This window comes from Kitasatospora sp. NPDC088264 (assembly GCF_040685715.1).
In the GTDB taxonomy this organism is placed as follows: Bacteria; Actinomycetota; Actinomycetes; order Streptomycetales; family Streptomycetaceae; genus Kitasatospora.
Genome location: NZ_JBFBIR010000026.1, coordinates 79362 through 106142 on the forward strand (window position 1 = coordinate 79362; position 26781 = coordinate 106142).

Below are 26781 nucleotides of genomic sequence, written 5' to 3' on the forward strand. Positions count from 1 at the left end.
GCCGACCGGCCACGGAAAGGACCACCACCAGCATGTCGACGCACCACCGGCCGCTGCCGCTGCCGCTGCCGCAGCCGCAGCCGCAGCCGCCGAGAGCCGACGGTCTGCCCTGGACGGCCAGTGACGCACTGGTGGCCGTCGGGGCTGCCGCCCTGGACCTCCTCGGCTACTCGATCGGCGGCCCGGACGGAAGCCAGCCGATCGCCCTGACGGCGCTGGTCCTGCTCGTACTGGCGGCCATGCCGCTGCTCACCAGGCGCCGCTACCCGCTGGCGTCGCTGACGGCTGTGCTGGCCCTCGGCCTGGCCCTGAACCTGAGCGGGCCGGTGCCGCAACACTTCAACTGCACGCTCTGCATCGCGCTGTTCGCGGTCGCCCGCTCGCGCGGCCTCGTGGTGGCGGTGACGGCCGCCCTCGTGGCGGCCGTCGTACCGCTGCTGGGCCGGGGGCATCCGCTGCCGCCTCCGCTCTCGCAAGTGGCGTCCAACGTGGTCGCCGTGGCGCTGGTCATCGCCGCGGCCGAGGCGCTGAAACGCTGGCAGCACGCGGTGGAGGCCAGGCGCAGGCTGCTGGCCGACCGCGCGGTGGCGCAGGAACGGCGCCGCATCGCACGGGAGTTGCACGACATCGTCGCCCACCACATCACCACCATGCAGCTGATGGCCGGCGGTGCCAGAGCGAACCTCGGGGGTGACGCCGAGGTGGTGCGCGACGCCCTGGTCACGCTGGAGGGCTCCGGGCGGATGGCGCTGCGCGAGATGCGCCAACTGCTCGACGTGCTCCGGGCCGGCGACGAGCCGGAGGAGTCGCCGGCCGAGCCGCAGCCCGGTGTCGGACACCTCGGACGGCTCGTCGAGGAGTCCCGCAGGGCCGGTCTTCCCACTGAGTTCGCCGTCCTGGGGGAGGAGCGCCCGCTGCCGCCGAGCACCGGCCTGGCGGTGTTCCGGATCGTCCAGGAGTCCCTCACCAACACCCGCAAGCACGCTGGCCGGGCCCAGGCGCGGGTCCGGCTGACGTACCACCCGGACCGGATCACCGTCGAGGTGTCCGACAACGGCACCGCCGCGCCGGCCGACACCCTGGTGGGCGCCCTGGCGGGAGCGGGCGGTGCGGCCGGACCGAGGGCGGGCCGCACCGGATACGGTCTGATCGGCATGCGCGAACGCGTCGCGCTGCAGGGCGGCAGCATGGTGGCCGGCGCCGTGGACGGTGGTGGCTTCCGGGTGGCGGCCAGCCTGCCGGTGGCGCCGGCCGACGGAGAGGAACGGCTCGGATGATGGGAACCCCGGAGCGGATCAGGGTGCTGATCGCCGACGACCAGCCGCTGGTACGGCGGGGCCTGGCCCTGATCCTGGCACCCGACCCGGCCTTCGAGGTGGTGGCCGAGGCGGACGACGGCCAGCAGGCGGTCGACCTCGCGCACCGGCACCGGCCCCACGTCGTGGTGATGGACATCCGGATGCCGGTTCTCGACGGCGTCCAGGCGACCGAGCGGCTCACGCGGGAACTGCCGGCCTGCCGGGTCCTGGCGCTGAGCACCTTCGACATGGACGAGTACGTGGTCGCCGCCCTGCGCGCCGGCGCCTCCGGGTTCCTGCCCAAGGACGTCTCCCCGGAGGAGCTCTCGGCGGCCGTGCGCACCGTGCACACCGGGGAGGCGGCGGTGGCGCCGCGCCTGCTCACCCGGCTGATCTCCACGTACGTCACCGCGCCCCGCCTGCCACCGGCACCGGTGCCGTTGCCGGTGTCCAGTCTGGGCGAACTGACGCCCCGCGAGATCGAGGTGTGGCACCTGCTGGCCACCGGCCTGGACAACGCCGAGATCGCGTCGGCGATGGGCATCAGCGTCTCCACGGTCAAGAACTACATCACCAGCATCTTCGCCAAGCTGAGTGTCCGCGACCGTGCCCAGGCGGTGATCGCGGCCTACGAGTCCGGCCTGGTCGAGGCCCGGCCCGCGAACCCGGCGGGCTGAGGCGGGCCAAGGCGGGCTGAGGCGGGCCGAGCCTGCCCGAGTCGGACTGATCCCGGCAGCGGTACTCCACAGACGGCCTCGCGGTCCCCGCCCACGGGAGCCGCGAGGCCGTCTGTCCGGTGTCCGCCCCCCCCCCGCGCAGGCAGGGGGCGCCCCGAGGGGTGGGGCGGTCAGCGGCAGAGGGCCGCGTCCAGGGCGTCCGCCATGTGCTGCGCGCCGGCCTCGCCCGGGATGGCGGTGACGGTGATGGCGGCGGCGCGGCCGTCGTCGGTGACCCCGTTGCGGGAGCGGTAGCCCGCGGTGGTCCCGCCGTGGCCCCAGGAGAGGCCGCCGCAGGAGAGCGGCTTGCTCTGCAGGCCCAGCCCGTAGCGGACCCCCGGGCCCAGGAGCTCGGCGGGGACGGTGGTGCGCATCTCGGCGAGCTGCGCCGCGGGCAGGAGTCGGCCGCCGAGGAGCGCGGCGTAGAAGGAGTTGAGGTCGGTGTTGGTGGAGACGATCGCCCCCGCCGCCCAGGCCGCCGAGGAGTCCATCTCGGTGTAGTCGATCGTCCGCGCGTCCGGCGAGCTGCGGTAGTAGCCGTGAGGGTGGGCCTCGTGGATGCCGGTGTCCCCGGGGGTGGGGAAGTAGGTGTGGCGCAGGCCGATGCGGTCGATGACGCGCTTGGTGATCTCCTCGCCGACGGGCCGTCCGGTGACCTTCTGGACGAGGAGTCCGGCGACGATGTAGTTGGTGTTGCTGTACTCCCAGCTGGTACCCGCGGGGAAGCGGGCCTGTTGGGCGAGGGCCGCGTCGAGGAGGTCGCGGGGCTCGAAGTAGCGGTACTGGATCGTGGTGAAGTCCGGGAGTGCGGGGGTTTCCATGTAGTCGGGCAGGCCGCTGGTGTGCTGGAGCAGCTGGCGGACGGTGATGCGGCGTCCGTCGATGCCGTCGCCGCGCAGCAGGCCGGGGAGGTAGGTGTCGACGGGCGCGTCGAGGCCGACCTTCCCTTCGGCGACGAGCTGGAGGACGACGACGGCGGTGAAGGTCTTGGTGTTGCTGCCGGCGCGTATCTGCCCGTCGACGGGGACCTTGGCGCCGGTGGCGAGGTCGCCGACGCCCGCGGTGTAGGTGCGGGTGCGGCCGTCGCGGCCCTTGACCGAGGCCAGTGCGGCGGGCAGGCCGTCGTCCTTGACCAGCGCGTTCAGGCTCGACTGGACGTTGTCCGGCTTGCCGCCCGCGAACGCCGCGGTCGGTGCCAGCACTCCGGCCGCCACGACGCCGGCGGCCACGGCTGCCGCCACCATGTGCCGACCGCGGCGGCTCCGGTGGGACTGGGGGGACCGGCTGTGCGGGACGTGCTCGTTCACGGAAGAACTCCTCTACGGGAAAGGGGAATTGGCGGGATGTGCAGGTGCGCGGGTACGCGAGCGCGCGGGTTCCGCGCGCGCCGAGGCGCGCAGAACCCGCGGGTCGTACTGGTGCGGAAGCTCAGGCCGGATCGGGGAGGGTCAGCGGCACAGGGCCGCGTCCACCGCGGCCTCAACGTGCTGTCCGGCCGCACCACTTGGGATCATGGTCACCGCGATGCTGGTGGCGCGGCCGTCATCGGTGGCGCCCCCGGCGGTCTCGTACCCCGGAATGGTCCCGCCGTGGCCCCAGTAGAGGCCGCCGCACGACAGCGGCCGGCTCACCAGGCCCAACCCGTAGCGGGCGCCGGGGCCCACCTCGTCGGCGGGGACGGTGGTGCGCATCTGGGCGAGCTGCGCCGTGGGCAGGAGCCGGCCGCCGAGGAGCGCGGTGTAGAAGCGGGTGATGTCGCTGTTGGTGGAGACGACGGCGCCTGCCGCCCAGCCCCAGGAGGGGTCCAGCTCGGTGTAGTCGCGGAGCGAGCCGTCGGCGTCCCGGTTGTAGCCCTTGGGGTGGGCCTCGCGGATGCCCGTGTCCCCGGGGGTGGGGAAGTAGGTGTGGCGCAGGCCGATGCGGTCGACGATGCGCCGGTTGACCTCCTCGCCGAGCGGCCGCCCGGTGACCTTCTGGATGATCAGGCCGGCCAGCAGGTAGTTGGTGTTGCTGTACTCCCAGCTGGTGCCCGGGGCGAAGTGGGCCTTCTGGGCCAGGGCCGCGTCGAGGAGTTCGCGCGGTTCGTAGTAGCGCGTCGGACCGGTGAGGATCGAGTCCTTGTCCACGTACTCGGGCAGGCCGCTGGTGTGCTGGAGCAGTTGGCGGACGGTGATGTTGCGTCCGTCGATGCCGTCGCCGCGCAGCAGGCCGGGCAGGTAGGTCTCGACGGGGGAGTCCAGGCCGACCTTTCCCTCGGCGACGAGCTGGAGCACGACGACGGCGGTGAAGGTCTTGGTGTTGCTGCCGATCCGCACCTGCCCGTCCGTGGGCACCTTGGCTCCGGTGGCGACGTCGCCGACACCGGCGGTGTAGGTGCGGGTGCGGCCGTCGCGGCCCTTGACGGCGGCCAGCGCGGCGGGCAGGCCGTCGTCCTTCACCAGCGCGTTCAGGCTCGACTGGACGGTGTCCGGCTTGCCGCCCGCGAACGCCGCGGTCGGTGCCAGCGCTCCGACCGTCATCACGCCGGCGGCCACGGCGGTCACGACCGCCACCGCCCGGTGCCGGCCGCCCCGGCGCGAGCGCGGGAGGCGACTGTGCGGTGCATGCTCGTTCACGAAGAACCCCTCTGAGGAATGGCGCCGGTGATTCCCGGCCTTGATCAAGAGGACCATTCAGGGGCAGGCGAGTTCGTCCGTACCCAGGACGAGACCGCACCCGGGAGCCGGCTCCGGGAGCCGGCCCCAACCAGGACCGTGCTCCCGGCAGTGCTCTTGCCGGCCTTCCGGTGGAGAGGCGCTTCGAACCGTGGGGTGTGTTGTACTGCTGCGGTGAGCGCTGAATATGGGCTTGGCCAGGTCATCGCCAGTCGTGAGCTGGCCTTTACCGCTCCGGACGGGACGCAGAGGCCGGTGCTGCTGGAGGTCGGGCTGCCCTGCCGCGACCCGGAGGGGCCGGACTGGTACTGCCCGTACCGGATCACCGGACACCCGGGCGTCGTCGACCGCGTGACGGCGATCTTCGGCGTGGACTCGTTGCAGGCCCTGCAACTCGCGCTGACCCGCCTTCCCGGCGAGTTGAGGGAGTTGAACGAGTCGAACGACGCCGCCGGGCTGACCTTCCTGGGCGGGACGGACTTGATGCTGGGGGGCGAGGGTTCCTGAGGGCACACACCGGGCAGGTGCCGGTCCGGCACCTGCCCGGCACCTGCCCGGTGTGCTGTTTCAGTCGCGCTTGGCGATGGTGAGGAGCACGGCCCGGTCGTCGGTGTGCTGCACCAGCCTCGTCTTCAGGAGTGCCGGCGGCGGCAGTCAGCGGCCGCGCTGCTGGTAGCGGCCGATCCGCGATCAGCCCGCCGCGTCGGAAGGGTCTCAAGACACCGGGGTGTGCAGCAGGCCGCGGTCCGGCTCCAGGGCTGTCCCCAGGTAGGTGGCGTCCGGCTGGTAGCGGCGGCGCAGGTCCACCACGGTGCGTAGCGCGTCCCGGTCCACCGCGCCGTCTGCCACCAGGCCCTCGCGCGGGTCTTCGAGCCGCTGCACGTAGCGTGCCGCCACCCATCGGGCGCGCGACGTTGTGGAGATGCGCCCCGCAGGCATGGCGGGTTGACTGGCCTGAGGGGGTCATCGTCGCGCAGGCCCGGGCCGGACGTGAGCGGGCCGAGAGAGGGACCCCAGATGACACAGCCGTTGAAGGGCAAGGTCGCGCTGGTCACCGGCTCGTCGAAGGGACTCGGCAGGGCCGTTGCGCTACGTTTCGCGGAGCGCGGAGCGGATGTCGTGTTCAACTACTCACGGGACAAGGCACCGGCCGACGATGCGGTGGCGAAGGCCACCGCATCGGGCGTTCGCGCGATCGCCGTGCAGGCGGACGTGTCGGACGTCGCCGAGATCGAGAAGCTGTTCAGGGCCGGCCTGGACGCCTTCGGAAAGCTCGACATCGTCGTCGCCAACGCGGGTGTCGAGAAGGTCAACATCCCGGTCACCGACGTCACCGAGGACGACTACGACCTGCTGTTCCGGGTCAACACCAAGGGCCCGTTCTTCGTGATCCAGGCTGCCGCCCGGCACGTCGCGGACGGGGGCCGGATCATCAACATGGCCTCCAGCTCCACCGCGCGCCCCCAGCCCGGTCTCGGCCTCTACGGCACCAGCAAGTCCGCCCCGAAGTACCTGGTGAAGGTCCTCGCCCAGGAGATCGGCCACCGGGGCGTGACGGTCAACTCCCTGCTACCCGGCCCGATCGACGGAGCCGGCATCTTCACCGGCGTCAGCAACGACGACCCCTACAAGAAGGCGCTGCTGGACACGATTCCGATCGGCCGCCTCGCCACCCCCGAGGACGTCGCCGACGTCGCCGAATTCCTGGCCAGCGACAGGTCGTTCTTCATCACCGGCGAGGAGGTCCTGATGAACGGCGGCTCCAGCAACTGACCCCGCCGGGCCCGAACAGGACGAGGCACACGAGGAGTCACCAGGATGAGCACGTCAACGATGAAAGCCGTGCAGGTCGTCGAGGTCGGCGAACCCTTCGTGGTCGGCGAACTGCCGGTCCCCGAGCCGGGGCCGGACCAGGTCCGGGTGCGGGTACGCGCCTGCGGGGTGTGCGGCGGCGAGAACATCGTCCGCTACGGCCTGCTCGGCGTGCGCCTGCCCCGGGTGCCCGGCCACGAGATCGCCGGCGAGGTCGACGCGGTGGGCCCCGGCGTCATCACCTGGAAGCCCGGCGACCGGGTTGGCATCGGCTGGCACGGCGGCAGCTGCCACGTCTGCGACCCCTGCCGCCGGGGCGACTTCACCAACTGCGCGGAGGGCAGGATCGTCGGCGTCTCCTACGACGGCGGCTACGCCGAGTACGTCGTCGCACCCCAGGACGCCCTGGCCCGCATCCCCGACCAGCTCTCGTACGAGGAGGCCGGTCCACTGATGTGCGCGGGCATCACCACCTTCAACGCGCTGCGCCACTGCGCCGCCGGCCCCGGTGACACCGTCGCCGTCCAGGGCATCGGCGGACTCGGCCACCTCGCCGTGCAGTTCGCCGACAAGATGGGCTTCCGCACGGTGGCGATCAACCGTGGCCGTGCCAAGGAGGACGTCTCCCGCCGGCTCGGCGCCGACGAGTACATCGCCAGCGACGAGGGCAGCGCGGGCGAGGCGCTGGCCAAACTCGGCGGGGCGGTCGCCGTCATCTCCACCGCAGGCCACAGCCCCTCCCAGGCCGATCTGCTCCAGGGGCTCGCGCCGAACGGCCGCTTGGTCGTGATCGCCACCGGTCAGGACCCGATCCAGGTCGACCCCGAACTCCTGGTGTTCGGCCGCCGGGCGCTGGCCGGCTGGTACAGCGGCCACGCCAAGGACAGCGAGGAGGCGATGGCCTTCGCCGCCCTCAAGGGCATCCGCCCCATGGTGGAGACCCACCCCCTCGACGACGCCGAGAACACCTTCCAGAACATGGGCAAGGCCAGGTACCGCGCCGTCCTCCTCCCGTAGGACAGGAAACCCATGAACACGACCGCCCTGCACTGGATCAACGGCGAGTGGGTGGACTCCCCGTCGCACGCCGGCAGTACGAACCCCGCCACCGGAGAGACGATCGGCCAGTACGCCGACGGCGGCGAGACGGAAGCCGCCGCCGCGATCACGGCGGCGAAGACGGCCTTCGAACAGACCGGATGGAAGGACGACCGGCTGCTGCGCGTCCGCGCACTCAACGAGATGGCCCACGCCTTCCAGGACCACACCGAGGACCTCGTCGAGGCACTGGCCCTGGAGAACGGCAAACTCAAGCCGCACGCGCGCTTCGAAGTGGAGATGGTGCCGCCCAAGCTGCGTTACTACGCCTCACTGGTGCGCACCGAGTACGGCCGCGCGCTGGAGGTGAAGCCCGGCTCCTTCTCCATGGTGCTGCGCCAGCCGCGCGGGGTGTCCGGCATCATCACGCCCTGGAACTCGCCGCTCGTGCTCCTGATCCGCTCGCTCGCCCCGGCACTCGCCGCAGGTACCACCACGGTGGTGAAGATGCCCGGCCAGACCGCCCAGATCAACTCGCTGATCTACCGGATCATCTCCGAGGTCCGCTCGCTGCCCCGGGGTGTGGTCAACGCCTTCACCGAACTGCACGGCAACGGTGCCCGCTACCTGATCGCCTCGCCCGACGTGCCGTGCATCAGCTACACCGGCAGCACCGAGGTCGGCCGGGCGATCTCCGCCACCGGCGCCGAGCACCTGAAGCGCTTCGGCCTCGAACTCGGCGGCAAGACCCCCATGCTGGTGTTCGACGACGCGGACCTGGACGCCACCGTCCCCGCCCTGGTCAACGCCCTGGTCGTCTTCAACGGCCAGTTCTGCATGACCGGCAGCCGCATCCTGGCCCAACGCGGCATCGCCGACGCGCTGCGCGAGCGCCTGACCGACCGACTGGAGAACCTGCGGGTGGGCCCGGCGGCCGACCCGGCCAGCGAACTCGGCCCCGTCATCGACAAGCCGAACACCGAACGCATCGACCAGGTCGTCCAGGCCGCGATCGCCGCCGGCGCCAAACCCCTGGTCCGTGGCGGCCCGTACACCGAAGGGCCGCTCGCCAAGGGCGCCTTCTACCACCCCAGTCTGCTGGAGGTCACCGACAACTCCCTCGACATCGTCCAGCAGGAGACCTTCGGCCCGGTCCTCACCTTCCAGGTCTTCGACACCGAAGCCGAGGCCGTCCGGCTCGCCAACGACAACATGTACGGCCTCGCCGCCAGCATCTGGTCCCGCGACATCGACCGCCCGCTACGGGTCGCGCGCGAACTGGACGCCGGCACCATCTGGATCAACGACTGGGCCAAGGTCTACGACGAGTTCGAGGAAGGCGGCTTCAAACAGTCCGGTCTCGGCCGGATGAACGGCATGGCCGTGATGGACGACTTCGTCGAGTACAAGCACATCACCATCACCACCGGTACCATCAAGCGCGATTGACGAACCATCAGGTCGGACCTGCCGGGGGAGTCCGGCAGGCCGGGCCCGGGGCGTCGGCGTCAGAGCGCCATCGACCTCCTCCCAGTTCCGCCGCGCATGAGTTCCCCCGCTCCGTGGGCTCGTCTACCGTGCACTCGGCAGGCGGCAACGTCGCGCAGGCAGCATGAGCGGGCCTGTCCGGTCTTCGGTCAGGTGTGCTCGGTCGCACGCGCGAGGGGCGCCGGTGCCGCCGACACCGCCGACACCGCCGACACGAGGAGGCCGCCGTATGCGAGGTCGACCGACACCCGGGCTCGAACTGCCTCCCGAGGACCGGGACGGCGCGCCGGTGACCGGCTGGACCCGTCGGCACTGGATCGCGGTCGCGGATCATCTGCTGGCGTCCCTGCGGCCCTACCGCAGCCCGCTCGGGGCGCGGATCTCGCCGCCGGGGCGCGGGAGTTGGTCGGGTGGCGACACCGACGGCCTGGAGGGGTTCGCGCGGATGGCGGTGCTGGCAGCCCTCCGGTCGGCGGCCGGGGACGAGTCCGGGCACGGCCGGCTAGCCGAGCTCGCGGGCCAGGTCACTGCCGGGCTGCTCGCCGGCACGGACCCCGGGGGGCCGGAGTGCTGGCCGATGGTCACCGACTACTCGCAGCAGATCGTCGAGGCCGCGTCGATCGCGGTGGCCCTGCACGAGTCCCGCCCGTGGATCTGGGACCGGCTGACGTCCGGTCAGCAGGAGCAGGTGGCACGGTGGCTCGGCGGGACGGTCGGCCGGGGGGTCCGGGAGAACAACCACGTGCTCTTCCAAGCGGTGGTCGGCGAGTTCCTCGCCTCGGTCGGTGCCGGGCACGACCGGGCCGAGATCGAGTCCCGGCTGGAGCAGATCGAGCCCTGGTACTCGGGCGACGGCTGGTACCTGGACGGGCCGGAGATCCGCCACGACTACCGCTCGGGCGGCCCGGGGGAGTACGCCGTCGGCCCGGCGGCGGCCTACGATGCCGGCCGCCGCTTCGACCACTACAACGCCTGGGGGCTGCACCTCTACCCGCTGCTGTGGGCGCGGATCGCGGGCGAACGCGCCGGGGCGAGGGCGGCGCTCCACCGCGAACGGCTGTACCGCTTCCTCACCCAGTACCGGCTGCTGTTCGGGCCGGACGGCGCCGTGCTGCACCAGGGGCGGTCGCTGAGCTACCGCTTCGCCTGTCTGGCCCCGTTCTGGCTCGGTGCGCTGGACGACGCGACCCCGCTCACCGCAGGGCAGACCCGACGGCTGGCGTCCGGCGTGCTGCGGCACTTCACCGAGCGGGGAGTGCCCGATCCGCGGGGCCTGCTTCCGCTCGGCTGGTACGGGGAGCAGAGCGCGGCGGCCCAGGTCTACAGCTCGCCCGGTTCGCCGTACGCGGCGGCCATGGGGTTCCTGGGGCTGCTGCTCCCGGCCGGTCACCCGGTGTGGACGGAGCCCGAGGAGCAGCTCGTGCAGGAGCGCGCGGATGTGTCGGCCGCGTTGCCCGCTCCCGGGTTCCTGGTCCAGCGGACCTCGGCCGACGGGCTCGTCCGGGTGCTCAACCACGGCTCCTGCTATCTGACGGCTCCGCCGGCGGTCGAGCGCGACGACCCCCACTACGCCAGGTTCGCCTACTCGACCCGCACCGGGCCGCTGATCGGCCCGGAAACGGAGGCGCTGCGGCTCGACAACCACCTGGCGCTGCTCCTGCCGGACGGCACCGCCACTCGCCGCGAGCGCATCCACCCGCTCGCCCTGACCGACCGGTACGCCGCCTCCTGGCACCGGCCGCTGCCTCCGGGCGGGCCCGTACCCGGCGTGCTGCCGCCGCCCGTGGTGAGCGTCTCGGTGCCGGCCGGGCCCTGGGAGATCAGGGTGCACGGCCTGTGTCGGCCGGCCGGCTGGGGAGTGCGCGAGGGGGGCTACGCGCTGGCGGCCGAGGAGGAGCCGGAGGCGGTACCCGCCGAGTGGGGAGCGGTGGGTCGAGGTCCGGGCGCGGCCGTCCGGGTGGCGCCCGGTGCGAACGGACCGGGGTTGGTCAGCGCGGTGGCCGGGTTGCACGGCTGGGCGGCGGCGGAGGTGTACCGCTGCGTGCGAGCGAACGCCTTCGGCCACTGTTCCGCCGTGCCCCTCCTCGTGCTTCCGCCCGCTTCGGCAGAGGTATTTGACGGAACGTCAGAATCTTTCACCGTGGTGGTCAGTGCTGTGCTGCTGACCGGCGCGCCGGGGGCGCTCGAGGCGCCGGACGTGACGGTCCGCGTGGCTGGTACGGAGGTCCGCCTGGCGTGGCCGGACGGGCGGAAACTCCTGGTCCGCCCGGTCCTGCCCTGGCATGCTCCGGTCGTCCAGGGCTGAGATGTCCGGATTTCCCGTTGTCCCCGGGGCGGGGCTCGGTGACGATTCCGGGGACGATTCGGCGAGTCCCTTCGACGCGAGTCCCGTCGACCGGCGTCGTGTGCGCCGGGCGACGAGCGCACCCAGGACAGGAGGACGTCCGTGGCTCCAGTGCCGACACCCCGGCCGTACGCACCGAGACCGTCGGCCGCGAGACCCTCGGGAACGGTGTGCGTGGTGACCGGAGCCGCGTCCGGGATCGGGCGGGCCACCGCGCACGCCTTCGCCGACGCGGGAGCCCACGTCGTGCTGGTGGACCGGGACGCGCCCGCACTGCGCCTCGCCGCCGCCGAGTTCGAGGGCGGCGCGACCCCCGTGCACGGTGACATCTCCCGGCCCGCCGACTGCCTCGCGGCGGCCGAGGCCGCCGGCGCGGTCGGCCTGCCGGTCCGCACGCTGGTGAACTGCGCCGCGACGTTCCTGTCCCGGGGCGAGGACGCCACGGCCGAGGACTGGGACATCAGTCTGGGCACCAACGTCAAGGGCACGGCGCTGATGACCTCGGCCGTCGTTCCGCTGATGCGCGGGGCGGGCGGCGGCGCGGTCGTCAACATCGCCTCGGTCTCGGGGCACATCGCACAGCCCGCGCAGTGGACGTACAACGCCACCAAGGGCGCCCTGCTCGCCCTCACCCGGTGCCAGGCCCTCGACCTGGCCGAGCACGGTATCCGGGTCAACAGCGTCTCCCCGGGCCTGGTCTGGACGCCCGAGCTGGACCGGATGACCGGCGGCGACCGGGCCGGCTGGGGCCCGGTGCTCGGCGATCACCACATCCTGCGCCGGGTCGGCGAGCCGGAGGAGATCGCGGCGGCGGTGCTGTTCCTGTGCGGGCCCGGCGCGACCTTCGTCACCGGCACCGACCTCCCGGTCGACGGCGGCTACCTGGCCATGGGGCACATCCGGTCCGAACCCGGCGTACTTCCGGGGCGACGCGGGAGTGCCGCCTGAGGCAATCAGAGGCAAGGTCAATGCACAACTCCCGTTAAGGAGTTCGACATGATCCGCGTCGTGCTGGCCACCGCCAACCCCGCCAAGGCCGCCGAGATCACCGTGCTGCTCGGCTCCGCCCTGGACCTCGTCCCGCGCCCGCTCTGGCTCCCGGACACCCCGGAGGACGGCAGCACGGTCGAGGAGAACGCCTGGGCCAAGGCGGCGGCGGTGGCGGCGGCCACCGGGCTGCCCGCCGTCGCCGACGACACCGTCCTGGAGGTCGACGCGCTCGGCGGCGCGCCCGGACTGCGCTCCGGCCGCTACGCAGGCGACCACGCCGGTGAGGCCGCGAACACCGCCAAGCTGCTGCGCGAACTCGCCGGCGTGTCCGAGCAGTCGCGGGGCGCCTGGGTGCGGACCGTGGCCGTGCTCGGCTATCCGGACGGCACTCGGCTGGTGGGGACCGGGGTCGCCCGAGGCACGGTCATCCGGCAGCCGCGCGGTACCACCGGATTCGGCTACGACGCGGTGTTCGTGCCGGGCGAGGGCGACGGACGCACGCTGGCCGAGATGTCCGCAGGGGAGAAGGCGCACTACTACTGCCGCGGACGGGCGTTCCGCGACCTGCTCGCACGCCTGAACGGCCGATGACCGCCCGGCCGATGACCGCCCGGCCGATGACCGCCCGGCCGATGACCGCCCGACTGATGCCCGCCCGGGCGATGACCGCCCGACTGATGAGCGCCCGATGAGCGACCGACCGGGACCGACCGCACGAGGGGGGAACGGATGGCAGTCACCGTGGACGTGGGCGGGCACGCGACGCTGCTGATCGAGGCGAACGGCTTCCGCCTGCTGTGCGACCCGTTGGTGGGGGACACCTACCGGTCCGGCCTGCTCGGCTTCGCCCCCGCCCGCCGGATCGCCGTGCCGAGACTGCCCCGGCCGGACGCGGTGTGGATCTCGCACTCGCACCGCGACCACTTCGACCCCGCCTCCCTGCACGCGCTCGATCGCGGCGTGCCCGTGCTGCACCCGGCCGATGCGCGCATCACCCATGTCCTGGACCGGCTCGGATTCACCCGGACCACCGTCGTGCACGACTGGTTCGAGCTCGCCCCGCGCCCCGGCCTGCGCCTGACCTGGACGCCGTCGACCTTCCAGGGGCCGGAACACGGCCTGGCCGTGCGGAGCGGCCGCACCTTCGTCTGGCACCTGGTCGACAGCATCGTCCGGCCCGAGTGGGTGGACCGGCTGGTGGCCTCCGCAGGCCCGCCGGACCTGCTCCTGGCGCCGTGTCAGCCGATTCTGGAGACGCGCAGTGTCGACGGGGTGCCGCTCGGCCCGGATCCCGACTGGGCCGACCCGCCGGCCGCCCTGCTGGCCCGGGCCAGGCCGCGCCACGTCGTCCCGCTGCCGGAGGGACAGTACGCGCTCGGTGCGGCCGCGTGGCTCAACCGGCACAAGTTCCCGGTCCCGCCCGAGACCGTCGACCGGCTGATCCTCGCGGACGACGCGAGCCGGGTCGTCCTGCGTCCCGATCCCGGGGACCGGATCGAGGTGCGGCCGGACGGTTCGGTCCGTGTCGTCGCCCGCGCCGCCGACTGGGTCCGGGCCACCGGCGAGCCGCAGGACCGGTCCCATGCACCGGGGGAGTGGATCGAAGGCCTGGCGGCGCGTCACCAGGCCGATGAGGCCGCGGAGCACGACGGTCTCGACCGGCTGCTCGGCCCGCCCTGCACCGGGTTCGGCGGACTGCCGCCGTCGCTGGACCGGCTGCGCCCCACCTGCTACCGCCTTGCCCTGGTCGGCGCCGAGGGCCGTGCCGTGGCCGAGCGCTTCGTCCGGCTCGGCGCGGACGGTGCCCTCACCCGGACGCCGCCCAGCGCCCGCCCCGACGTCGAGCTGGCGGTCTGTGCCGACGACCTCGACGGGTTGCTGGCCGCCCGGTTGGGCTACTCGGCCGCGCAGTACGGTGGCAGGCTCCGCGAGATCCGACCGGGGCTGGACGCCGAGGCCGAACCCGGGCTCACCGTGATCACCAGCCGACACGACCCGGTGCCCGCCGAGGGACGCGTCGTGCTGTCCGGCATCGGCTTGTTCGCGTTGCTGCTGCGGGCCCGGCTCGGCTCCCCGCTGGCCGAGCTGGACACCGAGGTGGACGCCCTGCTCAAGGCTGGGGCGGACGAGACCGGGGCCCGCCTGTCGGCGCCGCGCCGGCCGGATCCGCGCCGGGCCGGCCCGGCGCACCCCCCGGCACCGCTGCGCGCGTCCGACCGTCCGCCGATCGCCGAGGTCGTCTGGCGCCGGATCGCCGCCCGCCTGGCCGTCGGCGAGGACCCGGCCGCCGCCTCGGGCCCCCTCCGGTACGAGGGCGGGGCCGTGTACGTCGGCATCCTCGGCCGCGCCGACTGGCCGGAGCCTGGTCCGGGTGCCCCGGCGACCGGCGTGCTGGTGCTGACCTGCCTCACCGAGGCGCAGCCGCAGCTCGGCGGCGGGGTGCGCTTCCCGGGCGAGTCGTACCGGGCGCTGCTCGCCAACCTCCGACGCTCGCCCGTCCGTGACTGGCAGGTGCTGTGGACGCTGCCGGCCGGCGTGGCAGTCCCCCGCTGGCGGGCCGCCGCGCTGTTCCCGATCACCCCGGAGCGGCTGCTCGCCGACCTGCTGCGCCAGGGCTGGGACGGCCGCCTGACGGCACCCCCGCCGCCGTGGGCGGGCGCGGAGCGGGAGTGGTGGCTCGGCGTACCGCGGCGGACCGCTCCGCCGGGGGCGGTCCGCACCCTGCGGCTGGAGGCGGCCCCCGGCCGCCCGCTGACCGGCTCGGTCGTGGACGCGGCCGAGCCGGCGGCGGGTGCGCCCGAGCCAGACTCGGCGAGTGCCGCCTTCCGCCTGCTGCCGGCCCCCGGGGATCCGTTGTGCGCCCTGCTCACCGGCGAGACCCGCTTCTCCTGGCTGCTGCCGCCCCGGGAGACCGCCGAGCTCTGCCAGGGGCTGAGTCCCGCCGCGTTCGCCGAGCGCGTCTTCCTGCTCGCCTGCACCCAGGCAGCCCCCAGTGGGGTCCCGATGTCCCGCGAACCCCATCGACCGGGAGTGTGATGCTCACCGACCCGCCACCACGCCATCGGTCCGCCCGCACCGACGCCTGCTGCCTCGTCCTGGAGGGTGGCCGGATCCTGCTCGCCGAGACCCGGGCCGAGCCGCCGTCGGTGACCGTCGAGCCCGGGACCTCGTACCGCCAGGCGGCCGCGACCGCCCTGGCGCGCGGCAGCGGACTGCATGCTCCGGCCGAACAGCTCGTCCACCTCGGCGAGTTGTACGCCGAGGCCGACCGCCGAGCCGGTACGCCGGCCCGCAACCTGCGGGTGTTCGGCTGGCGGCCGCCCGGCCGGACCGCCGGTCGTACGGCCACGCCCGGGTACCACTGGGTGGCGGTGGACCGGCTCGGCGCCGTACCCGCAGGCGAGGACGCCGACACCGGCTGGCTCGGCGCCCTGGCCGTCGCACTGGCCGGGTTCTCGAAGGACCGGCCGCCGCCGGCGGTCATCGAAGCCGCCGCACACCGGCTGATCGGCGAGGTGCCGGTCCTCGACCGGCCGGAGGCGCCGGCCGCCGTGGTCGTCCTCGGGCCGCCGGCGGTCGGCAAGAGCACCCTGCTCAACCGGTTCGCGGCGCAGGACACCGGGATCGAGCACGTCCCGGACATCGTTCCCGTCACCCGGGGCCCGGGCCGGGACAACTACCTCACCCGCTACCTCCTCGGCGACGGCTCGGCGGCGTTCCTCTGCCAGCTGGAGACGCTGCTGCTGCGCGTCCTGCAGAACCTGCGCACCGGCCGGGCCGGCGTCCTCGACCAGGACGTGCACAGTTCGCTCGCCTACGCCAAGGCGCTCTACCTGAACGGCGACCTGTCAGTTCACCAGTACGAGGCGTACTACCGCTACCACTGCCTCGTCACCGCGATGCTGCCGCCGCCCACCGCGGTCGTCCACCTGACGGCCCGCACCGAGGTGCTCATGCGCCGGATGCGTCGCCGCAACCGCAAGCTGGAGCGCACCTTCACCAGCCGGTACGTGGCCCTCGTCGCCCAGTGCTTCGAGGACGTCGCCGAGGACCTGGCCGCGCGTGTGCCCGTGCACCGCGTGGACGCCTCGGAGCTCAGCCCCCAGGACGTGCTCAGCCGCTTCCGCCGTCTTCTGCCCGACACCTACGCATGCGCACCCGATCCAGATCCCGAGGAGTCAGCCACATGAGCGTGTCCGCCGACTGGCGCAACCCCGGCCCGGCTCCCACCGAGGGGCCACTCGTCGACACCCTCGGCCGTGTCGCCGGGGACCTGCGGATCTCCGTCATCGACAAGTGCAACCTTCGATGCACCTACTGCATGCCGGCCGAGGGCCTGCCGTGGTTGGGCCGCGACGACATCCTGACGGTGGACGAGATCGACCGCCTGGCCCGGCTCTTCCACCGCCTCGGCGTCCGCGAGTTCAAGATCACCGGAGGTGAGCCCACGGTACGGCGGGAGCTCCCGGAGATCGTCCGCCGCATCTGCTCGCTCGGACCGGACCTCGACGTGTCGATGACCACCAACGGGCTGCTGCTGAACCGGCTCGCCGAACCGCTGTACGCCGCCGGGCTGCGCCGGGTCACGGTCTCCTGCGACTCGCTTCTGCGCCACCGGTACCAGGAGATGACCAGGCGTGACGCGCTCGAACGGATGCGGGCGGGCCTGGCCGCCGCCCGAGTGGCGGGCTTCGACCCGGTCAAGATCAACTGTGTGGTGATCCGCGGCACCAACGACGACGAGGCGGTCGACTTCGCCCGGCTCGCCCGCGAGCACGGTTACGACGTCCGGTTCATCGAGTACATGCCGCTGGACGCCGAACAGTCCTGGGAACGCGGCAAGGTGGTCCCGGCGGACGAGTCCATGGCAGCCGTCGCGGCCGCCTACCCGCTCGAACCGGTCGCCGCCGAGGGCCCGCAGCCAGCCAGCGTGTTCCGCTTCGCGGACGGCGCACCCGGCTCGATCGGGTTCATCCCGTCCGTCACCCGGCCGTTCTGCGCGAGCTGCAACCGGATGCGGGTGACCTCCGAAGGGCAGTTCCGGGTCTGCCTCTTCGCCCTGGAGGAGCACGACCTGCGCGCCGCGCTGCGCTCCGACGCGGACGACGCGGAGCTCGAACGCCTGGTCCGCGAGGCCCTGTGGCACAAGTGGCCCGGCCACAAGATCAACCATCCGGACTTCGTCCGGCCGGCCCGCAGCATGTCGATGATCGGCGGCTGAGGTGCGGGTACTCGTCACCAACGACGACGGGGCCGCGGCGGAGGGACTGCACCGGCTGGCCGCGTTCGCCGCCGACCGGGGCATGGACGTGCTGGCCGCGGCACCCGAAGGCGAGGCCAGCGGGAGCGGAACCAGCCGGGCGGTGCCCGCGGACGGGCTGGTCCGGGTCGGCACCCGGCGGGTCGACGACACCCTGGTCCACACCGTCGCCGGCCCACCCGCGCTGATCGTCACCCTCGCCTGCCAGGGGCTCTGGGGCGAGCCGCCCGACCTGGTCCTGTCCGGCATCAATCCGGGAGCCAACCTCGGGAGTTCGGTCCTGCACTCGGGCACGGTCGGTGCGGCGCTCACCGCCGCGCGGTTCGGCCGCCCCGGCGTGGCCGTCTCGATCGACCTCGGGGCTGTGCTGCACTGGCAGACCGCGCTGCTGGCCCTCGCCGAGGTGCTGCCGCTCGTCGAGGTACCGGGCCCCGGCGAGGTGCTGCCGGCCGCCCGACCCCCGGTGGTCCTCAACGTCAACGCGCCCAACGTGCCTCCGGAACGGCTGCGCGGCGTCCGGGCCGCAGGCCTCGCCGACGACCCCGCCGTCCGGCTGTCGGCCGTCCGCATCGGGCCGGACCTGATCAGGATCGGCTACCAGGAGACCGGCAGGACCGGCAGGACCGGCACGACCGGCCTCCCCGGCCGGGTCGGCGACGTCGCCGCCCTCGCCGCCGGGTACGCGACGGTCACCGCGTTGAGCGGTGTGCGGGCGGACCCGGCGGTGGTGCTGCCCGTGAACGGTGTCCGGCGATGAACGGGCGGGTCGTCTCCTTCGCTTGGGGCCGCGGCCTCGGCCACGTGTCCCGGCTGATCGCCGTCCACACCGAACTGCGCGCCCTCGGGTGGGATTCCCTGCTGCTCACCGACCGCGAGCAGCGACTCACCGAGGATCACGGATTCGCCCAGGTGACCATTCCCACCGACGCCGACAGCCTGGTCGGCGAGCCGCTGTGCGGCACCGGGCCGAGCGTCGACCACCGACTGGCGCGGGCGCTGGTCGACCAGGCGCTCACCACCGGTGACGTCGTGCTGCACGACGTCACCGTGCAGCGGGAGCTGTACGACCGGGCCGCCAGGCTCGGCTGCCGGCAGGTCCTGGTGCACCGCTTTCAGCGCAACCGGCCCGACCCCGCCGCCTGGGTCGCCCGCCACACCCCCGCGATCGTGCAGGTCTACCTGCTGGGCGAGCCCGGCCGGGAGGAGACCGCCCACGGGGTACGGCTGACCGGGATCCCGCACGTGGTCCGGCGCCTGCTGGGCACCCGCTCGCCCTGGCCCCCGGGTACCGGGGAGCCGAGGATCGCGGTGGTCGCGGGCGGCGGCGGGCACGCGGACGCGCCCGCCTTCCTCGACGCCGCCCTCGACGCGGTGCGGACGTACGGGTCGCGGACAGCCGGGCCGCGCCACGACCCGCGGCCCGCCGATCTCCTGGTCCTCACCGGCCCGAACTTCCGGGGCCGGGTGACCGTCCCGCCGGGCCTGTCCGGCCCGGTCCGGGTGACCCCGTACCTCGGACCGGACCACGACGTGTACCGACACGCGACGGCCGCGATCACCCACGGCGGCTACAACACCGTGCAGGAACTGGCCCGTTCCGGCGTGCCGGCAGTGATCGTCCCGGGCGTGCGCGACTTCGACGACCAGCGAGTCCACCTGCGGGCCGCCGCCGGCCGGCTGAACGCGATGGTCGCCGAGCCGGACCCGGACGCGATCGCCCAGGCGCTGTACCTGCTCCTGCGGAGCGGCCGCCGTCCGATGCCGGCCGCCCCGTCCGAACCCGACGGGGCGGCCGCACTGGCCCGGGCCCTGGTGCTCCCTTAGGTCCTGTCCGGATCTAGGAGGTCGGCCGCCGCCGCAGCCACTCGGACGGCGCGTAGTCGCCGCTGCCGAGCACCCGCTTCTCGTACCGGCTCGCGACCTGCGTCTGCTCGCGCTCCGCGAGCAGACGCAGGTCGACGAGCTCCTCGCTCGGCGCGTCCTGAGCGGCGCGCCACCCGGCGCGCGGCAGCTGGCTGTGAGGCCGGCGGCGGCCGACGGTCCCCAGGCACCAGCGGCACGCGGCAGGCCCGCGCGACGAGGTCAGATACGCGTGGAGGTCCACGAGGAAGCCCGGGTCACTGCGGATGGGCAGGCCGTCCGACGGCACGCGGGCACCGGGGGCCTCCGGGCGGTGCAGGAAGTAGCTCTGCGGGCACCGGTAGAACACCCCCTCGTGGACCGTGTGGCAGCGCCAGACATGGACGATCTCGCAGGTGCGGTAGATCCGGGCCGTCAGGTGCGGGTCCTCGCTGCCCTGTTCCGCGTAGGACTCGCGGAAGACCGGCACCAGCTTCACGTCGAGGCGGACCGCGTGTTCCTCCGCCCGTCGGCGCAGGGCGTCCAGTTCCACCGGTGTGGGGGCCTGACCGGGATAGACGGAGATCTCGATCTCGTCGACCAGCCGCCAGAGCCACGGATCGCGGGACGACAACAGCCGGCCGTTGGTGCACACCGCCACGCGGTCGGTGATCCCGGAGTCGCGGACCGCCGCGATCACCTCGGGCAGACGGGGGTGCAACAGCGGTTCGCCGCCGAGGATCTTCACGTGCCCGCAGGAGTACGACCCCGCGAGCCCGACCAGGTCCCGGGCGATCTGCGCCGGGTCGGCGAACCACGGCGGCAGGACGGGGGAGAGGTGGCTGCACGCACGGCAGCGGAGGTTGCAGTGCAGCACGACGTTGAGTTCGCAGCCCTCAGGATTGTGGAGGCGCCCGCCGACGATGCGGTAGTCGCCGCCGAGGGAGGCGCCAGGAGGGGAAGTGTCAGCCATCGGATACCGCCCGTTCAGGACAGGGACAGGGAGGACGTTGGGTCGGCCGCCGCGTGGTCGCGCAGCTTGAGGCGCCGCAGGTGGCGGCCAGCGGACGCGGTAACGGCCGTCCGGCCGTGCAGAACCCGCGAGTTGTCGAGCAGCAGGTAGTCACCACGCTCCAGCAACAGCGAGGTGACCAGCCCGGGACCGGCCAGGACGCCTTCCACCGCCGCGATGGCCGCCAGCGCGCTGCGCACCTCGCCGTCGGTCAGGCCGTGCGCGGTACTCCGGTCGAGCGCGCGGTGCAGGAGGTCGAAGCGGTAGCGCACCCGGGCGGGCCCGCCCACGAGGCTGAGGACAGCGGCGCGGTGCGGCGCGGTGCCCGCCACGCGGCCGGGACCGAACGGGAAGTCCGGCCGGCCGAGCCTGGCGAGTTCGCCCTCGTGCCCGGCAGCCCGCAGGGCCCGCACGAGGCGGTCGGCGGTCAGCAGGAGGGACCGCCCGCTGCCGTCCGCGGCGGGCTCGGCGCACACCATGCCGATGGTGTCGTGCGGGCGGGCGGAGAAGGTGGAGTCGGTGTGGAGGTCGAACCGGTCGCGCTGCTGGGCATGGGGGTCCTCGGACGCCTGCGGGTCCTCGCGGATGTCCCACACCATGCGGCACGGAAAACCGTTGTCCTCGGCGGTCACCACCCCGAGACAGCTGCTCACGGCGATCAGCGAACCGTCGTTCAGGGGCATGCCGGTGAGTACCGCCGCGCCGTGGTCGCGCACACCGGCGACCAGGTCCCGCTGGAGGGCGCCGAGGCCGGGGACGGTCGCGAGCGCCTCGGCCAGTGCCTCGCGCTGGGCGGCCGGGGGTGTGAGGTCCTCGCCGGTCATGGCGCCGAACCGGCGTTCCAGGCCGGTGGCGGTGTCGGTCGCCATCCGGATCCGCGGCGGCCACTGGGCGGTTCCGTGCGGGTCTGCGAGCATGATCCGTCCCTTCGAGGGGTTTCGGCGGACGCGGTCTGCGGCCGGGGGGCTCCCGGTCAACGGGCGGGCGGCGGGCCGACCGGGCCTGGATGGACGGTCAGCTCCGCGAGCTGGGTCAGGTAGACGGCGTAGGGCGCCATCCGGTCGACGGCGTGGAGCCGGGGGCCGTGACCGGCGCCGCGCAACAGGGGCGGGAGCATCCCGTCGTGGCCGTGCCACCAGGCCCGGCGGGGGCCGGTGGTGTGGCGCAGCAGCTCGCGCAGGTAGCGGGCGCGGGCCAGGGCGACGCGCGGGCCGTGCCGCATCGGCCCTTCCACGTACGGGAGGTGGGCGTAGCCGGGGTAGGCACGGCTGATGACCTCCGTGTGCAGACGGCCGTCCGCGAACACCTGCTCCGTCAGTGCCGTCAGTAGATCGAACAGCGCGTGGTCGAGGTAGGGCAGGTGCACCGGCAGCCCACCGTCGCCGATCACCCGGATCGGGTGCAGGGAGATGGCCCGGCGCGTGCGGTTCCAGAAGACGAAGGACAGCAGGGGGATCGCCGCGTCCAGGTGCCGCGCCGTCTCCGCCGCCAGCCTGGCGAGCGCCCGTTCGAGGCTCCACCGGCGCAGTCGGCCGGCGCGGAGAAGGTGCGGCAGCAGCGGTGAGAGCCCGGTCGCCTCGATGATCCAGGCGGCCAGACCTTCGGCCGTCCCCAGGCGGCGGCGGTCGTGGACCGGTGGGAAGTACACGTGTGGGTCCTGGGACAGGGCGTCGCCCGCCAGGCCGTCGTAGGTCAGCGGGGTGCGGGTGCTCAGGAACCGGCCCAGGGACAGGACCCAGCCGCCCTCCGCGGTGCACATCTGCTGGAGGCGGTTGGTCGTCAGGTCGGCCTGGAGGTCCGACCCGGCGCGGTCGACGTACCGGTGCGGTACCCCGGCCGCCGCGGCGAGCCTGCCGGCGACTCCGACGTCCGCGTCGTACGGGGTGAACTTCCCGGTGGTGACGGTGAGTCGGGGCGGAGCCTGCTGCCGGAGCAGTTCGAGCAGGATGTGCCGGGAGTCCCGGCCGCCGCTCAGCGGCAGGACGTATTCGGCGCAGGGGAGTCGGGCGGCGATGGCGGATCGGAACAGGTCGATGTAGGCGTCGACGGCCTTCGCGCGGGTGATGCCCGGCGACGGCGGCGTGACGGGCGGTCGGGAGCGCACGCGGGGAGGCGCCCCCGGGGACCAGGTGAGCACCCCTCCGGGCGGCAGGACGCGGATGGCGGCGAACGGTGTGTCGTCGCCGACGAAGTAGCCGAGCCGGAGGAAGACCGCGAGCGCGTCGTCGTCCCAGCAGCGCGGAGCGCCGAGCGCGAGTACGTCGCGGAGCTCGGGAGACAGGACGAGGCGCTCCTCGTCCGCCCAGTAGAACAGCGGCAGCATGCCGTAGCGGTCGGTGCCGGCCGTCACCCCGGTCCCGTCCCAGGCCCAGTACGCGAAGACGCCCTCCACCCTGCCGGGGCGCGGCAGGGGGTGGCCGAGCGCGGCGGTGGGACACCCGCGTGCGCGGATCTCGCCGCCCACCCGGTGCACGCTCAGCCACCGGCCTTCGCGGCTCTGTGCTCGGTTCTCCGATCGGGTCGCACCGTGGTGCACGGGACCTCCCAGCGCGGACGGGTCCATGGTCGGTCGCGGCAGTACCGGCCGCGTCATCCATGCTGGGGGGCACCCGGCCCGCGGACAACACCCGGTTCCGGACAGCCGTGGTCCCTGCGGGTGCACCACTGTCCGTTTTCTGGAGTCCTGTGGCGAAGGCGAGTTCGCCTGAGGTCGAGTTGCGGATGATCATGATGACTTTGACCCCGCTCTCGATCGGCGGCTCACCGCCCGCCCGGGCGAGGTGGACCGGGTGCTCGGACCGGGAGGCCGATGGGGCAGCATGGGTGACGGACCACCACCGGGATCCGTGGCACCTCCGCGCCTGCGCGGGCCCGCATCCCCGCCCGAACGGAAGACATCTTCGTGACCGATACCGCCGCCGTCCCCTCCGAGCAGATCCGGGCCCGTCTCGCCGGGTACGAGCGCCGGTTCAGCACGCTGTCCGAGCAGTACTTCCAGGACCTGGCCGCCGCCTTCGACGCTCCGTCGTTCAGCCGGTTCACCCCGGACTGCCTGGCCCTGCTGCGGGACCTGTCGCTGCGCGGCGGCAAGCGGATGCGGGTGGCCCTGCTCTTCGAGGCCGCCCGGCTGGTGACCGCCGAGCCCGTGGCGGGGCTGGATGACGCCGCGCTGAGCATCGAACTGCTCCAGACCCACGGGCTGGTCCACGACGACATCATCGACGACAGCCCCACCCGCCGGGGCGGGCCCTCCACCTACTACGCCTACCGGGGGCGGTTCCCCGACCGGCCGCAGACCGCGCTCGGGCTCGCCGTCCTCGCCGGCGACCTCGCACTCGCGCTGTCCCTCCAGGTCCTCCTCGATTCCCGGGCCCCGCTCCCGGTCCGACAGGCCATGGTCGAGGTGCAGACGCGAGCGGCAACGGCCACGTTCGTCGGCCAGATCATCGACCTGGAGCGGGACTTCACCGCGGACCCGGGCGAGGAGGTGCTGCACGACGTGGCCGACTACAAGACCGCCCGCTACTCGGTCCTCGCCCCGCTCCAGCTGGGACTGCTCGCCGCAGGCGTCCAGCCCGCCCGCCACGACGAGGAACTGCGCCGCTACGCCCGGCTGGTGGGGATCTGCGGGCAGCTGCGCGACGACTACCTGGACCTCTTCGGCGACGCGGGGACCATGGGCAAGCCCACCGGAACGGACCTCCGGGAGGGGCGGCGCAACTACACCGTCCGCGCCGTCCTGGCGGCGGCCACCGACGCCGAGCGGGCCGTGGTGGAGTCCGCACTCGGCGACGGAGCCTGCACCGAGGAGACCGTCGCCGCCATCCGCGACATCGCCCACCGCCACGGCGTCCCGGAGCGGATGCGGGCGGACATGCGGCGCTTCGCGCACGCGGCCGCCGCGGAAGCCGCGGCCTGGCGCCCCAGGTGGCGGGAGGAGGCCGTCGCGTTCTTCGAGTACCTGCCGGGGTGGAGCGTCGAGCGAGTCCGGTGAGGTGGGGTGAGCCCGCGACAGGGAGGGCGGAGGACGGGGGAGGGGCGAGCGGGGAATCCCGTCCGTTCCTGATCGGCGGTCAGTTGGCTCCGGGCCCGACCCCGGTGGTGAGGACGAGCTTGCCGCGGGTGCGGCCCGCCTCGCCGCGGGCATGAGCGGCCCCGGCCTGCTCCAGCGGGAAGGTCCGCTCCACCTCGACGGCGACCTCGCCGGCGTCGATCAGCGCGGCGATCGTCGTCAGCGCGGCGCCGTCCGGCTCGACCAGGAACGGGGTGACCCGCACGCCGGCCGCCTCGGCGGCCGCGGCCAGCTCGGGGGAGACGCCGGCCGGGACGGCGACCAGCAGGCCGCCGGGGCGCAGGACCTTCAGGGAGCGGGTGCCGGTCAGGTCGTGCTCGTCGCCCACCAGGTCGATGACGACGTCGACGCCGGTGGTGGCGTCCTCGAAGCGGGTGCTGGTGTAGTCGATCACCTCGTCGGCGCCGAGCTCCTTGAGCCAGGGGTGCCGGGCGGCGCTGGCGGTGGCGACCACGTGGGCGCCCAGGTGGCGGGCGAACTGGACCGCGAAGTGGCCCACCCCGCCGGCGGCTGCGGTGACCAGCACCCGCTGGTCGGCTCGCACCTGGGCGGTGTCGACGACGGCCTGCCAGGCGGTCAGTGCCGCCAGTGGCACGGCGGCGGCGTGCACGTGGTCGAGCGTGGCCGGCTTGCGGGCGAACTGCCGGGCCGGGGCGGTCACGTACTCGGCGTAGGCGTTCGCGGCGCGCGGGAACCACGGCATGCCGTACACCTCGTCACCGGCCTTCAGCGTGGTCACGCCGAAGCCGACCTCCTCGACCACGCCGGACACGTCCCAGCCGAGCGTGAACGGCGGCTCACCCAGCAGGCCGGCCATGCCGGAGCCGCCGCGGGTCTTCCAGTCCACCGGGTTGATCCCGGCCGCGTGCACCCGTACCAGCACCTCCGTCGGCAGCGGCACCGGACGCGTCACCTCGGCGACCCGCAGCACCTCCGGCCCGCCGAACGTGTCCTGGACCACCGCGCGCATCGTGTCTGCGGACATGCGTCATCTCCCGAAGCATCAGAGTGCGGAAGGCCGTTCAGCGGCCGTTCCTCGATGCCGGCGACGCTATCCCCGCGGGTATGGTTACCTTCAAGGGCTAGTACTTCCCATCGGGAAGTGTCCTGGTGAGGAGAGTGAGCATGACGACCACCTGCCCCAGCGGCGAGCACTCGCAGCACGACGTCTACGCCGCCCAGTGCCCCTGTCGCATCCTGCTCGACCTGCTCGCGAACAAGTGGGCCGCCCTCGCCATCGGCGCCCTCGAGGACGGTCCCCAGCGGTTCGGCGAACTCCAGCGCCGCCTCCAGGGCGTCAGCCCCAAGGTGCTGACCCAGACCCTGCGCCGCCTGGAGGACTTCGGCATCCTCGACCGCACCGTGTACCCCGTCGTCCCCCTGCACGTCGAGTACTCCCTCACCCGCCTCGGCCAGAGTGCCGCGGTGCCGTTGAACGCGCTTCGCTCCTGGGTCGAGGAGAACATCGACCAGGCCCTCCGGCCCGAGCCGGTCGCGGGGTAGCCCGGCAGTGGCCACGACCGGTTCCCGCAGCCGAGGGTTCAGCACGCCGCCGTCCGCAGGTCGTGCGGCTGGGCGTGGACGGCGGACCTGGGACAGGTGGCCAGCAGCCACTCCTCCGCCTGCGCGGCGCCCTCGGCGGCGGTGGTCTCGGCCTCCGCGCAGGCCGCTGTGACCCGCTGCGCGGCGTCCGGCAGCAGGTGGGAGAACCTGCCGATGGTCGCACCGGCGTGGTCGCGCCGGTCTCCGGGGTCAGCCAGAGTCGGAGCCAGCCGTGCGCCAACGCCTCGGCGGAGCCGGCCAGTACCCGGGCGTAGAGCTCCAGGGAGGCGGGCGGGGGCAGGGCGGTGTCGGTGCTGTCCGCCCCGCCGGGCGGGCCGGCGCCGGTCTGGTCAGGATCCCCGGGAGTGTCAGGCGCTCACGGGCGGTCCGGGAGGTGAGAGTGCCCGGGCCCGGACAGCGCCCCGCAGTGCAAAGCGGTGGCCTGGCGCCACCCGGCCCGCTCAGTAGCCGCACCGCGGGTGAGAACGACGTCGCCCCTGTGTCGGTGCCTTCCCCAGGATGCGCGACAGGGCCGGTGACGGTGGAGGTCTGGCCGGGGTCGTGCTCCGCATCCGGACGTGTCGGAGGTGCCGTGGTCGGGAGCGGGGTCATCTTCTGTGCCTGGCGGCCCAGATGATGGCGGCGGCGAGGATGAGTGCGGCGTGGGTGTGGCTGTGGTCCGGCCGGTCCGTGGTGTTGGTGATGCTCAGGGTGAG

Annotated in this window: 23 protein-coding genes; 16 read left to right on the forward strand and 7 right to left on the reverse strand. The window is 73.5% G+C overall.

Annotated features, from left to right (window positions below; all coding sequences use genetic code 11):
• Positions 1-32 precede the first annotated feature (32 nt).
• Both AB0O82_RS21215 and AB0O82_RS21220 read left to right on the forward strand, forming a co-directional pair.
• Entirely contained in the window at positions 33-1277 is a 1245-nt protein-coding gene (locus tag AB0O82_RS21215; RefSeq protein WP_363585522.1) for a histidine kinase, read from the forward strand.
• Positions 1277-1975 (forward strand): response regulator transcription factor, encoded by a 699-nt coding sequence (locus tag AB0O82_RS21220; protein ID WP_363585542.1) that lies wholly within the window; start codon positions 1277-1279, stop codon positions 1973-1975. Before AB0O82_RS21215 ends, AB0O82_RS21220 begins: the two co-directional genes overlap by 1 nt.
• A gap of 170 nt (positions 1976-2145) precedes the next feature.
• Here AB0O82_RS21220 and AB0O82_RS21225 read toward each other — a convergent pair whose 3' ends face one another.
• A complete protein-coding gene (locus AB0O82_RS21225; RefSeq protein ID WP_363585543.1) occupies positions 2146-3258 on the reverse strand; it encodes a serine hydrolase domain-containing protein in 1113 nt (370 codons plus the stop codon).
• Positions 3259-3462: 204 nt separating this feature from the next.
• Positions 3463-4533 (reverse strand): serine hydrolase domain-containing protein, encoded by a 1071-nt coding sequence (locus AB0O82_RS21230; RefSeq protein ID WP_363585544.1) that lies wholly within the window; start codon positions 4531-4533, stop codon positions 3463-3465.
• 309 nt (positions 4534-4842) lie between these two features.
• Between AB0O82_RS21230 and AB0O82_RS21235 the strand changes: the two genes are divergently transcribed.
• On the forward strand, positions 4843-5175 hold the full coding sequence (locus tag AB0O82_RS21235; RefSeq protein ID WP_363585523.1) for a hypothetical protein: 333 nt from the start codon (positions 4843-4845) through the stop codon (positions 5173-5175).
• A 207-nt stretch (positions 5176-5382) separates the two neighbouring features.
• On the opposite strand, the gene AB0O82_RS21240 is transcribed toward AB0O82_RS21235, so the two are convergent.
• Positions 5383-5550, reverse strand: coding sequence for a hypothetical protein (locus AB0O82_RS21240; protein ID WP_363585524.1), 168 nt, complete (start codon positions 5548-5550; stop codon positions 5383-5385).
• A gap of 135 nt (positions 5551-5685) precedes the next feature.
• On the opposite strand from AB0O82_RS21240, the gene AB0O82_RS21245 reads away from it, so the two are divergent.
• The 11 genes from AB0O82_RS21245 (at position 5686) to AB0O82_RS21295 (ending at position 19424) form a co-directional block, all read left to right on the forward strand.
• Positions 5686-6441 carry a glucose 1-dehydrogenase gene (locus tag AB0O82_RS21245; RefSeq protein ID WP_363585525.1) on the forward strand — a complete coding sequence of 252 codons (756 nt, stop codon included), beginning with the start codon at positions 5686-5688 and terminating at the stop codon, positions 6439-6441.
• A gap of 45 nt (positions 6442-6486) precedes the next feature.
• On the forward strand, positions 6487-7497 hold the full coding sequence (locus AB0O82_RS21250) for an alcohol dehydrogenase catalytic domain-containing protein (RefSeq protein WP_363585526.1): 1011 nt from the start codon (positions 6487-6489) through the stop codon (positions 7495-7497).
• Positions 7498-7509: 12 nt separating this feature from the next.
• Positions 7510-8967, forward strand: coding sequence for an aldehyde dehydrogenase family protein (locus AB0O82_RS21255; RefSeq protein ID WP_363585527.1), 1458 nt, complete (start codon positions 7510-7512; stop codon positions 8965-8967).
• Between the two features lie 268 nt (positions 8968-9235).
• A complete protein-coding gene (locus tag AB0O82_RS21260; RefSeq protein ID WP_363585528.1) occupies positions 9236-11311 on the forward strand; it encodes a DUF2264 domain-containing protein in 2076 nt (691 codons plus the stop codon).
• A gap of 216 nt (positions 11312-11527) precedes the next feature.
• A complete protein-coding gene (locus AB0O82_RS21265; protein WP_363585529.1) occupies positions 11528-12298 on the forward strand; it encodes an SDR family oxidoreductase in 771 nt (256 codons plus the stop codon).
• A 48-nt stretch (positions 12299-12346) separates the two neighbouring features.
• Positions 12347-12931 (forward strand): non-canonical purine NTP pyrophosphatase, encoded by a 585-nt coding sequence (locus AB0O82_RS21270; RefSeq protein WP_363585530.1) that lies wholly within the window; start codon positions 12347-12349, stop codon positions 12929-12931.
• 138 nt (positions 12932-13069) lie between these two features.
• Positions 13070-15376 carry an MBL fold metallo-hydrolase gene (locus AB0O82_RS21275; protein WP_363585531.1) on the forward strand — a complete coding sequence of 769 codons (2307 nt, stop codon included), beginning with the start codon at positions 13070-13072 and terminating at the stop codon, positions 15374-15376.
• On the forward strand, positions 15376-16530 hold the full coding sequence (locus AB0O82_RS21280) for a deoxynucleoside kinase (RefSeq protein WP_363585532.1): 1155 nt from the start codon (positions 15376-15378) through the stop codon (positions 16528-16530). The genes AB0O82_RS21275 and AB0O82_RS21280 overlap by 1 nt, the downstream gene beginning before the upstream one ends.
• Complete coding sequence (gene moaA / locus AB0O82_RS21285; RefSeq protein ID WP_363585533.1) at positions 16491-17561, forward strand: GTP 3',8-cyclase MoaA; 1071 nt, start codon at positions 16491-16493, stop codon at positions 17559-17561. The genes AB0O82_RS21280 and moaA overlap by 40 nt, the downstream gene beginning before the upstream one ends.
• Before the next feature lies 1 nt (position 17562).
• Positions 17563-18357, forward strand: coding sequence for a 5'/3'-nucleotidase SurE (locus tag AB0O82_RS21290; protein WP_363585534.1), 795 nt, complete (start codon positions 17563-17565; stop codon positions 18355-18357).
• Positions 18354-19424, forward strand: coding sequence for a glycosyltransferase (locus AB0O82_RS21295; protein ID WP_363585535.1), 1071 nt, complete (start codon positions 18354-18356; stop codon positions 19422-19424). The genes AB0O82_RS21290 and AB0O82_RS21295 overlap by 4 nt, the downstream gene beginning before the upstream one ends.
• 13 nt (positions 19425-19437) lie before the next feature.
• Here AB0O82_RS21295 and AB0O82_RS21300 read toward each other — a convergent pair whose 3' ends face one another.
• The 3 genes from AB0O82_RS21300 to AB0O82_RS21310 are packed head-to-tail and all read right to left on the reverse strand — an operon-like array spanning position 19438 to position 22915.
• Positions 19438-20412, reverse strand: coding sequence for a radical SAM protein (locus AB0O82_RS21300; RefSeq protein WP_363585536.1), 975 nt, complete (start codon positions 20410-20412; stop codon positions 19438-19440).
• 14 nt (positions 20413-20426) lie between these two features.
• Positions 20427-21368 (reverse strand): TauD/TfdA family dioxygenase, encoded by a 942-nt coding sequence (locus AB0O82_RS21305; protein ID WP_363585537.1) that lies wholly within the window; start codon positions 21366-21368, stop codon positions 20427-20429.
• Between the two features lie 56 nt (positions 21369-21424).
• Positions 21425-22915, reverse strand: coding sequence for an asparagine synthetase B family protein (locus AB0O82_RS21310; RefSeq protein ID WP_363585538.1), 1491 nt, complete (start codon positions 22913-22915; stop codon positions 21425-21427).
• 438 nt (positions 22916-23353) lie between these two features.
• Here AB0O82_RS21310 and AB0O82_RS21315 point away from each other — a divergent pair, with 438 nt between their 5' ends.
• Positions 23354-24445 (forward strand): polyprenyl synthetase family protein, encoded by a 1092-nt coding sequence (locus AB0O82_RS21315; protein ID WP_363585539.1) that lies wholly within the window; start codon positions 23354-23356, stop codon positions 24443-24445.
• Between the two features lie 79 nt (positions 24446-24524).
• Here AB0O82_RS21315 and AB0O82_RS21320 read toward each other — a convergent pair whose 3' ends face one another.
• Positions 24525-25508, reverse strand: a complete 984-nt coding sequence (locus tag AB0O82_RS21320; protein ID WP_363585540.1) for an NADP-dependent oxidoreductase — start codon at positions 25506-25508, stop codon at positions 24525-24527.
• A 140-nt stretch (positions 25509-25648) separates the two neighbouring features.
• Here AB0O82_RS21320 and AB0O82_RS21325 point away from each other — a divergent pair, with 140 nt between their 5' ends.
• Positions 25649-26026 carry a helix-turn-helix domain-containing protein gene (locus AB0O82_RS21325; RefSeq protein WP_363585541.1) on the forward strand — a complete coding sequence of 126 codons (378 nt, stop codon included), beginning with the start codon at positions 25649-25651 and terminating at the stop codon, positions 26024-26026.
• Positions 26027-26781 lie beyond the last annotated feature (755 nt).

Bases quoted from the DNA above. Each gene is read 5' to 3' on its own strand.
- AB0O82_RS21215 (WP_363585522.1), top strand. From the start codon at position 33: ATGTCGACGCACCACCGGCCGCTGCCGCTGCCGCTGCCGCAGCCGCAG.
- AB0O82_RS21220 (WP_363585542.1), top strand. From the start codon at position 1,277: ATGGGAACCCCGGAGCGGATCAGGGTGCTGATCGCCGACGACCAGCCG.
- AB0O82_RS21225 (WP_363585543.1), bottom strand. From the start codon at position 3,258: ATGGTGGCGGCAGCCGTGGCCGCCGGCGTCGTGGCGGCCGGAGTGCTG.
- AB0O82_RS21230 (WP_363585544.1), bottom strand. From the start codon at position 4,533: ATGACGGTCGGAGCGCTGGCACCGACCGCGGCGTTCGCGGGCGGCAAG.
- AB0O82_RS21245 (WP_363585525.1), top strand. From the start codon at position 5,686: ATGACACAGCCGTTGAAGGGCAAGGTCGCGCTGGTCACCGGCTCGTCG.
- AB0O82_RS21250 (WP_363585526.1), top strand. From the start codon at position 6,487: ATGAGCACGTCAACGATGAAAGCCGTGCAGGTCGTCGAGGTCGGCGAA.
- AB0O82_RS21255 (WP_363585527.1), top strand. From the start codon at position 7,510: ATGAACACGACCGCCCTGCACTGGATCAACGGCGAGTGGGTGGACTCC.
- AB0O82_RS21260 (WP_363585528.1), top strand. From the start codon at position 9,236: ATGCGAGGTCGACCGACACCCGGGCTCGAACTGCCTCCCGAGGACCGG.
- AB0O82_RS21270 (WP_363585530.1), top strand. From the start codon at position 12,347: ATGATCCGCGTCGTGCTGGCCACCGCCAACCCCGCCAAGGCCGCCGAG.
- AB0O82_RS21275 (WP_363585531.1), top strand. From the start codon at position 13,070: ATGGCAGTCACCGTGGACGTGGGCGGGCACGCGACGCTGCTGATCGAG.
- AB0O82_RS21280 (WP_363585532.1), top strand. From the start codon at position 15,376: ATGCTCACCGACCCGCCACCACGCCATCGGTCCGCCCGCACCGACGCC.
- moaA (WP_363585533.1), top strand. From the start codon at position 16,491: ATGCGCACCCGATCCAGATCCCGAGGAGTCAGCCACATGAGCGTGTCC.
- AB0O82_RS21295 (WP_363585535.1), top strand. From the start codon at position 18,354: ATGAACGGGCGGGTCGTCTCCTTCGCTTGGGGCCGCGGCCTCGGCCAC.
- AB0O82_RS21300 (WP_363585536.1), bottom strand. From the start codon at position 20,412: ATGGCTGACACTTCCCCTCCTGGCGCCTCCCTCGGCGGCGACTACCGC.
- AB0O82_RS21305 (WP_363585537.1), bottom strand. From the start codon at position 21,368: ATGCTCGCAGACCCGCACGGAACCGCCCAGTGGCCGCCGCGGATCCGG.
- AB0O82_RS21320 (WP_363585540.1), bottom strand. From the start codon at position 25,508: ATGTCCGCAGACACGATGCGCGCGGTGGTCCAGGACACGTTCGGCGGG.
- AB0O82_RS21325 (WP_363585541.1), top strand. From the start codon at position 25,649: ATGACGACCACCTGCCCCAGCGGCGAGCACTCGCAGCACGACGTCTAC.